Annotated in this window: 14 protein-coding genes and 1 tRNA gene; 3 read left to right on the top strand and 12 right to left on the bottom strand. The window is 42.2% G+C overall.

What is annotated here, in order from left to right:
• Positions 1-157 precede the first annotated feature (157 nt).
• Together motA and motB are read left to right on the top strand one after the other, a co-directional pair.
• Positions 158-961, top strand: a complete 804-nt coding sequence (gene motA, locus J2Z20_RS17285; protein ID WP_209853216.1) for a flagellar motor stator protein MotA — start codon at positions 158-160, stop codon at positions 959-961.
• Positions 945-1,733 carry a flagellar motor protein MotB gene (gene motB, locus J2Z20_RS17280; protein ID WP_209853214.1) on the top strand — a complete coding sequence of 263 codons (789 nt, stop codon included), beginning with the start codon at positions 945-947 and terminating at the stop codon, positions 1,731-1,733. Before motA ends, motB begins: the two co-directional genes overlap by 17 nt.
• 59 nt (positions 1,734-1,792) lie before the next feature.
• Here the strand turns inward: motB and rluF are convergent, their stop codons facing one another.
• A complete protein-coding gene (rluF, locus tag J2Z20_RS17275) occupies positions 1,793-2,494 on the bottom strand; it encodes a 23S rRNA pseudouridine(2604) synthase RluF (protein ID WP_209853212.1) in 702 nt (233 codons plus the stop codon).
• Between the two features lie 299 nt (positions 2,495-2,793).
• On the opposite strand from rluF, the gene tadA reads away from it, so the two are divergent.
• On the top strand, positions 2,794-3,285 hold the full coding sequence (gene tadA / locus J2Z20_RS17270; protein ID WP_280921787.1) for a tRNA adenosine(34) deaminase TadA: 492 nt from the start codon (positions 2,794-2,796) through the stop codon (positions 3,283-3,285).
• Positions 3,286-3,501: 216 nt separating this feature from the next.
• Here the strand turns inward: tadA and J2Z20_RS17265 are convergent, their stop codons facing one another.
• The 11 genes from J2Z20_RS17265 to guaB all read right to left on the bottom strand — a co-directional run bounded on the left by J2Z20_RS17265 (position 3,502) and on the right by guaB (position 12,748).
• Positions 3,502-4,533, bottom strand: a complete 1,032-nt coding sequence (locus tag J2Z20_RS17265) for a hypothetical protein (RefSeq protein WP_209853210.1) — start codon at positions 4,531-4,533, stop codon at positions 3,502-3,504.
• 113 nt (positions 4,534-4,646) lie between these two features.
• The gene (locus J2Z20_RS17260) at positions 4,647-5,516 is read right to left on the bottom strand and encodes a YitT family protein (protein WP_209853208.1); all 870 of its coding nucleotides are present in this window, start codon (positions 5,514-5,516) and stop codon (positions 4,647-4,649) included.
• A 124-nt stretch (positions 5,517-5,640) separates the two neighbouring features.
• Positions 5,641-5,796, bottom strand: coding sequence for a small acid-soluble spore protein P (locus J2Z20_RS17255; protein ID WP_209853206.1), 156 nt, complete (start codon positions 5,794-5,796; stop codon positions 5,641-5,643).
• 23 nt (positions 5,797-5,819) lie between these two features.
• The gene (locus tag J2Z20_RS17250; RefSeq protein ID WP_209853204.1) at positions 5,820-5,996 is read right to left on the bottom strand and encodes a hypothetical protein; all 177 of its coding nucleotides are present in this window, start codon (positions 5,994-5,996) and stop codon (positions 5,820-5,822) included.
• A gap of 21 nt (positions 5,997-6,017) precedes the next feature.
• A complete protein-coding gene (locus J2Z20_RS17245; protein ID WP_209853202.1) occupies positions 6,018-6,359 on the bottom strand; it encodes a hypothetical protein in 342 nt (113 codons plus the stop codon).
• Between the two features lie 85 nt (positions 6,360-6,444).
• Positions 6,445-6,533, bottom strand: a tRNA-Ser gene (locus J2Z20_RS17240).
• A gap of 85 nt (positions 6,534-6,618) precedes the next feature.
• Positions 6,619-7,899, bottom strand: coding sequence for a serine--tRNA ligase (serS, locus tag J2Z20_RS17235; RefSeq protein WP_209853200.1), 1,281 nt, complete (start codon positions 7,897-7,899; stop codon positions 6,619-6,621).
• A 232-nt stretch (positions 7,900-8,131) separates the two neighbouring features.
• Positions 8,132-8,707, bottom strand: coding sequence for a pyridoxal 5'-phosphate synthase glutaminase subunit PdxT (gene pdxT, locus J2Z20_RS17230; RefSeq protein ID WP_209853198.1), 576 nt, complete (start codon positions 8,705-8,707; stop codon positions 8,132-8,134).
• Positions 8,708-8,727: 20 nt separating this feature from the next.
• Complete coding sequence (pdxS, locus tag J2Z20_RS17225; RefSeq protein ID WP_209853196.1) at positions 8,728-9,609, bottom strand: pyridoxal 5'-phosphate synthase lyase subunit PdxS; 882 nt, start codon at positions 9,607-9,609, stop codon at positions 8,728-8,730.
• A 158-nt stretch (positions 9,610-9,767) separates the two neighbouring features.
• A complete protein-coding gene (locus tag J2Z20_RS17220) occupies positions 9,768-11,147 on the bottom strand; it encodes a D-alanyl-D-alanine carboxypeptidase family protein (protein ID WP_245252525.1) in 1,380 nt (459 codons plus the stop codon).
• Between the two features lie 143 nt (positions 11,148-11,290).
• Entirely contained in the window at positions 11,291-12,748 is a 1,458-nt protein-coding gene (gene guaB / locus J2Z20_RS17215; protein ID WP_209853194.1) for an IMP dehydrogenase, read from the bottom strand.
• Positions 12,749-13,057 lie beyond the last annotated feature (309 nt).

Here is a 13,057-nt window from a genome sequence, read left to right as displayed (position 1 = left end):
CAGCAATATTTTATTCAATACTACAAATTTCGACTTAAAAAATAGGACCTAAATGTCGATAAATATTATAATACGTTTCTTTGTCTTACATGTCATTTCAGGGATGCAAATGACAGCCAGAAAGGATTCAATTCTATTCTCATGGATGAGGTGTACAATGGAAATTTCAACGATTATTGGCCTTATACTCGGGCTCGTAGCTCTACTTGTAGGTATGTTCCTTAAGGGAGCACCGCTGGTTAACCTAGTCAACAACCCGGCAGCATACGTTATTATCTTTGTCGGAACCTTTGCATCGCTCTTCGTCGCATTCCCAATGTCGGAAATGAAGAAATTTCCGAAGCTCATTAGCCTGCTGTTTGTTAAACCAAAAAGAGTTAGCAAACAAGAGCTCATTAGCCAGTTCACGGAATGGGCAACCATTACTCGCCGTGAAGGACTTCTTGCACTCGAATCCAAAATCGATGAAATCGATGATGATTTCTTGCGCAACGGAATGCGTATGATTATTGACGGCAACGACCAAGATTTTGTTCGTGATGTACTGTTAGAAGATATTGCAGCGACAGAAGAACGTCATAAAGCAGGAGCACTGATCTTCTCTCAAGCAGGGATGTACGCACCGACCCTAGGGGTATTAGGTGCCGTTATCGGTCTAATTGCCGCTCTCGCAGATATGAGTAATATGGGGAAACTGGCCCATGCCATTTCAGCAGCCTTCATTGCTACGCTGCTAGGTATATTCACAGGTTATGTACTCTGGCATCCGATTTCTAATAAGCTAAAACGTCTTTCCAAAGCTGAAATCGAACTCCGCTTGATGATGGTGGAAGGTCTGCTGTCCATACAATCCGGCGTTTCAACCATAGCGATTAGTCAAAAACTGTCGGTCTTCCTAACACCTTCCGAGCGTGCTGATATGAATGATGAGGAGGCTGGTTCAGGTGGCCAAAAAGACTAGACATGAATCCCACGAAGAGCACAATGATGAATCATGGCTGCTTCCTTATTCGGACTTAATGACTCTTCTGCTTGCGCTATTTATCGTTCTATACAGTATGAGCACTACTGATGCTAAGAAGTTCGAAGAAATGAGCCAAGCTTTTAAAACCGTTCTAGATGGCGGAACGGGTGTCATGGATCAAAATTCAACCACTCAAAATCCGAAGGATCCTATCGTCGGTAGACCGAGAACAGCTATGGATGCCGCCGAGCTCGCTGCGCTCAAGCAGAAAGAACAGGAAGATTTAGAGAAGCTAAAGAAACAGATTGACCAGTACATCAAAGAAAATGGATTAACCTCTGAGCTATCAACGAAGTTAAATCAATCTGAGCTCGTCATTACCATTAGCGACGTAGCCCTGTTCCCATCTGGCGATGCCGCTGTCAAGCCAGAAGCCCGGATATTAGCCAAAGCGATATCCAATATGCTGCAGCAATTTCCGAATTATAATATTCTTGTGTCTGGTCATACGGATAATGTTCCGATCTATAACGACCAATTTGAATCCAACTGGGAGCTCAGTTCTGCTAGAGCACTGAATTTTATGAAAATTCTACTCCTTAACCAGCATCTGGATCCGAAAAAATTCAGCGCTGTCGGTTATGGCGAATACCACCCGGTTGCTGATAACAACACAAACGAAGGTCGCGCTAAAAACCGTCGTGTCGAAGTGTCGATCTTGCGTAAATATCAAAGCAACGTACAAAGTATACAAGTGCCGGCAAAATAAAACCCCGGTTTAATATCCGGTTGATCTGTCCTACAAGGGAAGGTCAACCGGATTTTTCTTTAAACCATCGAATAATCCAGCATCTTGCCTAACTCTTGCAACTCAGCCGTCGTTAGGCTGCGCCATGTCCCTACTTTTTGTTCCCCTAAATGTATATTCATAATCCGAATTCGTTTTAATTGTTTTACATTGTACCCAAATGCGCTGCACATTCTGCGAATTTGCCGATTTTTCCCTTCTGTCAAAATAATTCGAAACGTGCGGTCAGACATTCGAGTCACTGTACACGGCAATGTCATTTCACCTAAAATTTTTACACCGCTGGCCATTCCTTTTAAAAATGACGGGGTAATGGGCTTATCGACAGTTACGATATATTCCTTCTCATGCTTACCTTCCGCCCGTAAAATTTTATTGACTACATCACCATCATTCGTCAGCAGGATTAACCCTTCCGAATCTTTATCGAGGCGTCCAATTGGAAATATGCGTTCTGGATGGCCTACGAAATCGACAATGTTGCCTTTGACATGCCGTTCAGTCGTACTCGTAATTCCTACGGGCTTATTCAGTGCAATATAGACGTGCTTCTTCTTACTGGTAATCGGCTGTCCGTTGATGCGTACATCGTCGCCTTCCTCTGCTTGGCTGCCAAGTACAGCAACAACACCATTAATCGTCACTTGTCCTGATTCCACCAGCTTGTCCGCTTCGCGCCGGGAACAATAACCCGTTTCACTGATGAATTTATTGATTCGCAATTGCCTTTCACCTCAAAATATAAATTGGTGTATCCATCTCATTTTAACGTAAAATCAATTGATATTCACCGTTTGATTGCCTACAATAATTGAAGTAACTCTAAGCTGTTATCAAATACCATTCGATACTATGGATTACTCACATTTTGTCCACAAATCCACATCTTTATTGTGTGTAATGTGGACAAATCTGTGGGTAAATCGCAAGATATACACAAGGTTATTCACATCATGTTAACAAACGAATACTTGTTCGAGGTGTAATTGTTGATTTTTGTGGAAAGGAGTCGAATTTTACGTTGAACGAATTTCATACTGATCCGAATTCTGTGGATAACTCCATTCATGAATATTGGATGCGTGAAGCGATACGCGAGGCTGAGAAGGCACAGTCTATTGGAGAAGTGCCGATCGGGGCCATTATTGTCAAAGACAATGAAGTGATTGGAAGAGGTCATAATCTGCGTGAAACGACGCATGATGCAACCGCGCATGCGGAGTTAATCGCCATTAAGGATGCCAGCAAACACTTAAGTGCTTGGCGTCTGCTAGACTGCCGGTTATATGTCACCTTGGAACCTTGCCCAATGTGCGCAGGCGCCATCGTACAGAGCCGAATTCCGCAAATTGTTTACGGAACAACCGATCCTAAAGCAGGCTGTGCAGGGACATTGATGAATTTGCTCCAGGAACCTCGGTTCAATCATCGTACAGAAATCATCTCTGGCATTTTGCAAGAAGAGTGTTCTTCGCTTCTGACCGAGTTCTTTCGCAAATTACGGCAAAGATGATTCTCACTCCTAAGGGCCAGCAGACACATCAACCTCAGATGGAAGGAATCGCACGAAAGCTCGTTAAAATTAATGGCTCTTAGGAAGATCATCAAATTTACGCGCTTCTCGCTGAAGATTTCTTTGGAAAAGCAGACAAATAACTCAAATAAAAAATCACCTGTCTAACAATTGGGGTGCACCTCAATGTGGACGGGTGATTTTTTGCTCTAATTATTAATTAACTCCGATACCTTTCATCGCTTGTTCAAATTGCTCTAAAGTGATCGTATCTTTTGGAATACCAGTAGCGAACGTCTGCTTCTCATTAATTTTCGTATATTGACTAGTGCTTTGAAGTGACAGCTTGCTTGCTTTATTGGTTTTAGGATCGTTCAGTTCTACATTCAGCGTTATATCCTGGTATGAAGGAAAATCATTCGCGTCTATAGCTGATTTGATGGTTAGTAGATTTACTTTTACATTGTCAACGTATTTGGCGCTGTTTGCTTTTACATTTTTGTTCCATTCCGCAATTTGTTCCGGCGTCTTACCAATTACTCCTGCATATTCATCTTTTGCAGCAATATCGAGCATTTTAGGCAACGCCTTGTTTACAAACAACTGGGCTGCTTCCTTCGCATTTTCATTGCCAACGTTAAACTGAATTACTTGCTTAGCTTCTACACCTGCAGGTAAGGCTGCATCCTTCGGATCGATCTCCTTGAAGTATGATTTCCCATCATAAGTGTCGGTCAGTACTTTCGTCATTTCGGACATCAGTGCTAGAGTCGTTTTCGGTTCGATCATTTTAGGATTAATCACCGAATCTAACTGCGTTGCCTCGGCAAGATCCATCACAATAAACTTATCTTTAACGGTATCCGGAACTGCTATCAAAGGAATGTTCGGATATTTAAAATAAATCTTATCCTTCGTAAAAATGATCGGCATCGTTATCGTTTGCGGTGTCTGACCATGCAGCTTGATGTCTACTCTCATTTCTGTCTGCATTGGATCATTTTGATATACACCATCTACATGAATCTCTGCGTTTTTAAGCAGACTAACGAGCGGATTTGCTGAGCCAAGTTCGATTTCGTTTACTTTAATCGTGTTTGAAAACTGATAAGAAGTCATTTTGAGTGCATTTGCCGCAGCTTTGCTTAAAGCTGTCTGTGGTCCTTGCTGACTACTACTGCAGCCTGACAGTACAACCATAAATGTTAGAAGCAGTGTCAGTGTGATGGCTGCAAATTTTTTACTCATTACAAAAATCCCCTCTCCCCGAATGTAAATCGTGTATGTATTTACTGCTAGAACCATCATAAACGATTTTCTACATCAGAGAAACACTTTTTATACTAATCGGACTGCCTTATCTAGTGAATCGCCTTCTTCTTAAATCTTCCTCCCTTCACATCATGAATGTCGCCGACAGCAAGAAAGGCATTTTCATCGAATTGATTCACTATCTCTTTCATTTTCGCTTCTTCTAATCTCGTAATCACGCAGAAGATAACTTTTTTCGGATCGCCAGTAAATCCGCCTTCCCCAGATAAGTAAGTGACCCCTCGGCCCAAACGGTGAATAATTGCATCGCCAATTTCATCGATATGGTCGCTAATAATCCATACCGATCTTGACTCATTTAAGCCTTCAATAGTTATGTCGATCACTTTAAAAGCGATATAGTAAGCCAAAATCGAGAACAGCGCCCGATCCCAACCAAACACAGCCCCTGCCGAGGTTAGTATAAAAATATTAAAGAACATAATGATTTCGCCTACAGAAAAGGGAGTTTTACGCGAAATAAGAATGGCCACTACTTCTGTACCATCGAGAGAGCCCCCAAACCGAATGACCATTCCGGTCCCAAAGCCTAGGAGAATTCCGCCGAATACAAAAGCAAGCAACGTATCGGTAACAAAAGGATCTACGTCATGAAGTACATACGTGCTTAGAGACATAACCGAAATGCCGAGAAGCGTTGATAGCGCAAAGGTCTTGCCAATTTGCTTATACCCAATGATGAGAAAAGGGATATTGATGAGGAAAAGAAAAAGGCCGAGCGGAAGCGCCGTTAGGTAGGAAATAATGACAGAGACGCCTGTAATACCGCCATCGGTAATCCTATTCGGCACAAGGAACAATTCGAGTGCCACAGCTACAATTATGGCTCCCAAACTAATGAAAGATGCGCGCATAACATTCGTCCGCAGTGATCTGTGTGAATGTTCAGTATGTTCCATTCAATCACGATCCTTTCTGCTCTTTTCATATCATTATGACAACAAATGAATAGTTTGCTCATTTTCTTCAAAATAAAATAACCTTAGCTTTTGCTAAGGTTAGGTTTAAGTTCAAAGTATTCGATTATCCTTCAGGATTATTATGACCTACATGGTTACGGTTTTTCACTTTTTTCGAGCCAGAAAGCGGCTCTTTCACTGCAGACTGTTCTTGACCGCTATGATGCCTGTGAGGCTGCTGTGCTTCAGGTACGGGTACAGCTTTTGATTTACCACCCATGAGACGTGTCCTCCTTATTCTGCTTAAGAATGCGGATGCTGCAGATCTTCTGTTTTGTCATGATTCATGGAATCCTGATGGCGGCGGTCATTCACATCCTGCTGTAACTGCTGGGCATGATGGCTGTTCACAACAACTTGGTTCAAATCATCCACTACGTTCGATAGATTTTTATCTACACCTAGTTTAGCCTTCGTCATGTCAATTGCCTCCTTGAATGCTCATTGTTTGGTCAAATAATGGAGTGTCTGTGCGCATTCGTGAATATGACGCGTGTAATCTTCAGCTAATTGTTGAATGTGCTCACTCCGCTCATCAATCGTACGCCCATCGCGCTCAACATCAACCAAATTGACATGAACCTCTCTAGAATCCAAATAAGCACATTCAAAATCAAAAGAATAATGGGTATGACCTGCTGTATCAATATGAATTCTAAGTCCTTGCGGATTGGCTTCATCCGCCTTCACCTGTGCACGATCACCCGGCTGTAAAGTATCTGGAAGGGTTTGTTGCCACGCTTCAGCCAGCTGGTGCTGATCTACTTGGATTCTTTGATCCATGAAAGAACACCTCCACTGACTTTAATTTGCCCTAAACACAAAAAAACCATTCCCTTATAAGGAATGGTTATCTATAACGTAAGTATGGCGGAGAGGGTGGGATTCGAACCCACGTGGGCTTGCACCCTAACGGTTTTCAAGACCGCCCCGTTATGACCGCTTCGGTACCTCTCCATGTGAAAATCAATATTTAATCACATAAGTTATTTCTAACACGTGACAAAATTGATTTTAACACATTATTTAAATGAAAATCAAGTTATTTTTTATAAGAAATAACTTCCACATTGCCCATGTATGGTCGCAGTACCTCAGGAATAACAACGCTGCCATCGGCTTGCTGATAATTTTCCAAAATAGCTGCTACTGTCCGGCCTACAGCAAGTCCAGACCCGTTGAGCGTGTGAACAAATTCCGGTTTCGCTTTAGGTTCACGTCTAAAACGGATATTGGCGCGGCGCGCTTGGAAATCCTCAAAGTTAGAGCAAGAGGAAATTTCGCGGTACATGCCGCTTTCAGGAAGCCATACTTCTAAATCGTACGTTTTCGCAGAAGAAAAGCCCAAATCTGCTGTACATAGCGCCATAACGCGGTACGGAAGCTTCAGAAGCTGAAGCACACGCTCTGCATCGTTTGTAAGTTTCTCTAATTCATCGTATGAGTGTTCTGGGTCAACCAGCTTTACAAGCTCAACCTTGTTGAATTGATGCTGACGAATCAAACCGCGTGTATCGCGTCCCGCAGCGCCAGCCTCTGAACGGAAGCAAGAGCTGTATGCGACAAAATATTTTGGCAAGTCTTCGGCATTCAAAATCTCATCACGGTGGAAGTTCGTTACTGGCACTTCCGCAGTCGGAATAAGATAGTACTCGGTATCGCGAAGTTTGAACAGATCCTCTTCGAACTTAGGAAGCTGACCTGTACCATACAGACTATCCCGATTTACGATATATGGCGGAAGCATTTCCTCGTAACCATGATCGCTATGTAAATCCATCATAAAGTTGATGAGCGCCCGTTCTAGACGTGCCCCAAGCCCTTTGTAAAACGTAAATCTGGAGCCAGTCACTTTCGCAGCTGCTTCGAAATTGAGTATATCAAGCTCTTGGGCAATATCCCAATGTGCTTTAGGTTCAAAATCAAATTGGCGCGGTTCACCAACGCGGCGAAGTTCCACGTTATCGTCTTCCGAAGCACCAACCGGCACACTTGCGTTTGGAATGTTCGGGATCGCCAGTGTTAACTCATCAATTTTCTCTTCAAGAGTGCGAACCTCTTCGTCCAATGCTTTAATGCGATCGGAAACTTCTCTCATTTCCATAATGAGATCATCTGCGTTTTCACCGTTCTTTTTGAGCTTAGCGACTTCACCAGAAACGACATTGCGCCGATTCTTGAGCTGTTCACTCTCTTGAAGGATTTCGCGGCGTCTTGTATCCAGACTAGGGAAATCTGCAATCAAATCAAGTGATTTACCACGATTTTTAAGCGCTTCCTCTACACGGTCATACTCGTTACGCAATATTTTTACATCCAACATGGATAGCCCTCCTAAACAACCTCACTCTTAACACAGAAACATAATTTCGACTAAAACTAAAAGAAAGCCCCTGATGGAGCCTTTAATCATATTATCGGAAATTAACTAGCAGAATATAATGGTTCCGCTAGTCATAAATCCGAAATATAAAAAAGTTTGTTACTTTCGAGATCGGTCTTATACGACACAATGAACAGGAGCAGATTATGCTGCTCCTGTTCAAGGCTGGTTATTATTGTTCACTTTCTTTAACCATCTCTACAAAATATTGATGAACAGAATAGTCATCGGTTAATTCCGGATGGAATGAAGATACGAGCAAATGTCCTTCTCTAGCAGTCACAATTTCATTATTGTACGTCGACAGAACCTCTACACCTTCTCCTACGGAAACAATGAGCGGAGCTCTTATGAATACCGCCCGAACCGGTTCTTCAATACCTTTTACCTTTAGATCCGTTTCGAAGCTTTCACGCTGACGTCCAAACGCATTGCGTTTAACTGTAATATCCATTAACTCCAGATGAGCATCTTCTTGACCTTCAATATGTTTAGCGAGAACAATAAGACCTGCACAAGTACCGAAAATCGGTTTGCCCTGAGCTGAAAATTGACGAATCGCATCAATAAAGCCGTATTTGCGCATCAGCTTGCCAATCGTTGTACTTTCACCGCCAGGAATAATAAGTCCTTGGATGTCCCCAAGTTGTTCGACTTTCTTAATCGCAACTCCTTCAACACCCGTCTGTTCAATACTGCGAATATGTTCTGCAACTGCACCCTGAAGTGCTAATACTCCGATTTTCATCTATAAGCCTTCTTTCCTTCTTACCAGCCGCGATCTTGCATCCGTTCCGATGGATCGAGTTTAGAAATATCGATACCTTTCATCGGTGTACCGAGGTTTTTGGATACTTCTGCAATCAATTTATAGTCTTGGTAATGTGTTGTTGCTTCAACGATGGCACGTGCAAATTTTTCAGGATTATCCGATTTGAAAATACCTGAACCAACAAATACGCCGTCAGCTCCAAGGTGCATCATTAACGCTGCATCCGCTGGAGTTGCTACGCCGCCTGCTGCAAAGTTAACAACCGGCAATTTCCCCGTTTCATGAACGCCAAGAAGCAACTCATAAGATACACCAAGGTTTTTAGCTTCAGCATAAAGCTCATCTTTGGACAAGTTTTGCACTTTACGGATTTGGCTGTTGATTAGACGCATGTGACGTACAGCTTCAACAATGTTACCTGTTCCTGGTTCACCTTTCGTACGAATCATCGCTGCGCCTTCACCAATACGACGAAGCGCCTCACCTAGATCTTTCGCTCCGCACACAAACGGAACGGTGAATTCATTTTTATTAATATGGAACACTTCATCCGCTGGTGTCAGCACTTCACTCTCATCGATGTAGTCTACGCCCAATGATTCAAGCACTTTTGCTTCAACGTAGTGTCCAATTCTCGCTTTAGCCATAACTGGGATCGTCACGACTTTCATAACTTCCTCTACAATTGTAGGGTCAGCCATACGTGCTACACCGCCAGCTGCACGGATATCAGAAGGAACCCGTTCAAGAGCCATAACTGCTGTTGCTCCAGCCGCTTCAGCAATTTTCGCTTGTTCCGCATTCATGACGTCCATAATGACGCCGCCTTTTTGCATTTCTGCCATACCTCTTTTAACACGCGATGTTCCTGTTTCCATATTTACGCCTCCCGAAAGTATATCAATCATCTCAAATCATTGCTGATGACTTCATTTTTAGTAAAAAATGTAATGAATCTAACTTGATATTTTACATGAACAATGACAAATACACAACTCTTCAACTCGGAATTATATGACTCCAATAATAAATGTCATTAGAATAAGTTCTTCACGCCATCAAATAGATCTACAAAGAAGTTTTTAATACTGCGGAAAAACAATCGGAATCCGCTTGCTTTATCTACATCTTGAGCAGCGACCAGATTTACCGTTCTTTGTTCCGTTTGGTTAGTACCGTCAACTTTATACGTATACGTAATCGTTCCGACTTTGGTTCCTGCCTTAATTGGTGCGACAACATTGTCGTCAATTTTCGTTGTAAACGTTACATTGGTTGGATTAGTTCCTTTTGGAACAACGAAGCTCACCGCTTGATCTGTTACAACAGGGACTTTTGTCTCTTTACCTTTCTTAATTGCGACTTTCTCTACACCTTTTACCGTTGATTTAGGGGCAATAATTTGTTTCTCTTCAAAATTGTTAAAGCCGTAATCAAGCACTTTGCGAGTTTCGGTGAAACGATGTGCTTCAGAATCCGTACCCATTACGACGCTAATTAAACGCATACCGTTACGAACAGCGGTACCTGTAAAGCAGTAACCTGCTTGTTCCGTATGACCTGTCTTAAGTCCATCCAATCCCTCATAAGCATAGGCTTTAAAGTTAGGAATGGATTTATTCGCTTCAAGCATCCAGTCTAAGTTAACAATTGGAGCTTTATCGCGTGGACGGAATTTATACGACTGGATCGTTGTAAATTGATTGAAATCAGGGTGATCATTAACAATATATTTAGCCAGTATAGCTGCGTCCATAGCTGACATAACCGTTTCTCGGTCTGTATTTGGACGATACTTTTCAGGCATATCCGCACGGCTTAAACCTGTCGCATTAATAAAATATGCGGTTTTCATGCCCATACGTTGTGCTGTTTCATTCATCATTTTAACAAATTGTTGCTCAGATCCTGCAACGTATTCAGCAAGCGCTACTGTTGCATCATTTGCAGAACCTACAGCCATTGCTATATAAAGATCTTTAACAGTATGTTGATCGCCTTCTGCAAGGAAAACTTTAGAACCTGTCTGCAAGGATGCATTTTCACTTGTTGTCACCATAGTATCCCAGCTTAGTTTTCCTTGTTTTACTTGCTCAGCGACGATATACTCGGTCATCATCTTCGTCATACTTGCTGGCGGCAGCGGTACATCACTGTTCTTAGACAATAATACTTGACCTGTTGCAGCATCAAGAAGAACTGCCGAACTCACATTTAGACCAATGGAGTCCACCGAAGGAACTTTCATTGCTGATTGTGATGCAGCATTTGTCGATACCGTAGCTGTAGTTTGTCCACTTTCTGCATATGCCATGACTGGCGCAACAGATGAACAAAGCATATTTAACAGTAAGGCAGATGCTACGCTCTTTTTAACCCATTCTTTTTTGTTACGATGTAATTGCTTGTCCTTCAATGCCTTGTAAGCTCCCTTCAAATTCAACACATTTTATACTTTTATACTTTTGTTCTATTCTATCACAGCAATCCTTGCAAAAAAAGTCAGGCAGGGTCAAATTGACCCTGCCTGATAGAGAAGATTCTGGTATATTGCTAATATTATAGAGAATAGTTAGGAGCTTCTTTCGTGATTTGCACATCATGAGGATGGCTTTCACGAAGACCCGCACCTGTAATTCGAATAAATTGCGTATCATTTCGAAGTTCATCCAGTGTTTTGGTGCCACAATAACCCATACCAGAACGAAGTCCGCCAATGAGTTGGTGAATCGTATCTGACAAAGGACCTTTGTAAGCTACGCGGCCTTCAATACCTTCCGGTACAAGCTTCTTATCATCATCTTGGAAGTAGCGATCTTTACTGCCTTGTTTCATTGCACTGATCGATCCCATACCGCGGTATACTTTAAATCTGCGGCCTTGATAAATTTCAGATTCGCCTGGGCTTTCTTCTGTACCTGCAAACAAACTGCCCAACATAACAGCATGCGCTCCGGCAGCAATCGCCTTCGTAATTTCACCAGAGTATTTAATACCGCCGTCTGCAATAATTGGGACTCCATATTCTCTTGCTACAGTTGCACAGTCATATACAGCCGTTACTTGCGGAACACCGATACCAGCAATGACACGAGTGGTACAAATTGAACCTGGACCGATACCCACTTTAACAACTGAAGCACCTGCTTCAATTAATTCACGTGTCGCTTCACCTGTAGCTACGTTACCAGCGATAATCGTTAGATCAGGGTACAAGCTGCGCATTTTACGTACAGTATCAATAATATTAATGTGATGTCCATGAGCGGAATCGACTACAATGACGTCAACTCCTGCTTTAACGAGAGCTTCTGTCCGTTCAAATGTATCTTTCGAAATACCAACAGCAGCACCAACAAGCAGACGGCCTTGAGCATCTTTGGCTGCGTTAGGAAATTGAATCGCTTTTTCAATATCTTTAATCGTAATTAATCCTTTAAGCGTGTTTGATTCGTCTACTAAAGGCAATTTCTCAATTTTATGCTGTTGAAGAATGACTTCTGCTTCTTGAAGTGTTGTACCAACAGATGCTGTGACCAAGTTGTCGCGAGTCATTACATCGCCAATTTTAGTGTTGTAATCGTGGACAAAACGCAGGTCGCGGTTTGTTAGGATTCCGATTAGTTTGTTATTGTCATCAACGATAGGTACACCCGAAATACGGAATTTACCCATAAGTCGTTCTGCATCTGATACAAGATGATCAGCTGTTAGGGAGAATGGATTCGTAATAACTCCGCTCTCAGAACGTTTAACGCGATCTACTTCTTCTGCTTGCTGCTCAATAGGCATATTCTTATGAATAATACCGAGACCGCCTTCTCTGGCAATGGCAATGGCTAATTTCGATTCCGTAACTGTATCCATACCTGCACTAATGAGAGGTATATTTAGCTTTACATTTTTACTCAAAGTTGTAGATACATCTACTTCTTTCGGCAGTACTTCAGACTTACGCGGCACTAAAAGCACATCGTCAAATGTTAGACCCTCTTTATTGAATTTGTTCTCCCACACGACTATGGTTCCTCCCTTAAATATATAATGTTGCTTCTAAAGTTCCCTTGCTGCACAAGGAAATAATCGTTTTCTTAAAAAAATATAATATTGCCATCTTAACAAAGGGCATTTGCAGTGTCAAGGCAAAGTGAACGGTTTACAGCGTTATAGCGATGAAAAAAATTGGTTCCTTTATGAGTATCTACTGAGCCTTACACGATCATGTATGTATATATAAAAAAAACCACTGCCGATATTCATCAACAGTGGTTTTTTGCTTGGCAACGTCCTACTCTCCCAGGACCCTTCGGTCCAAGTACCATCGGC

Source organism: Paenibacillus sediminis, from assembly GCF_017873765.1.
Taxonomy (GTDB): Bacteria; Bacillota; Bacilli; order Paenibacillales; family Paenibacillaceae; genus Paenibacillus_AG; species Paenibacillus_AG sediminis.
The sequence above is the reverse complement of the archived record's forward strand: the minus strand, read 5'-3'. Positions and strand labels throughout refer to the sequence as shown.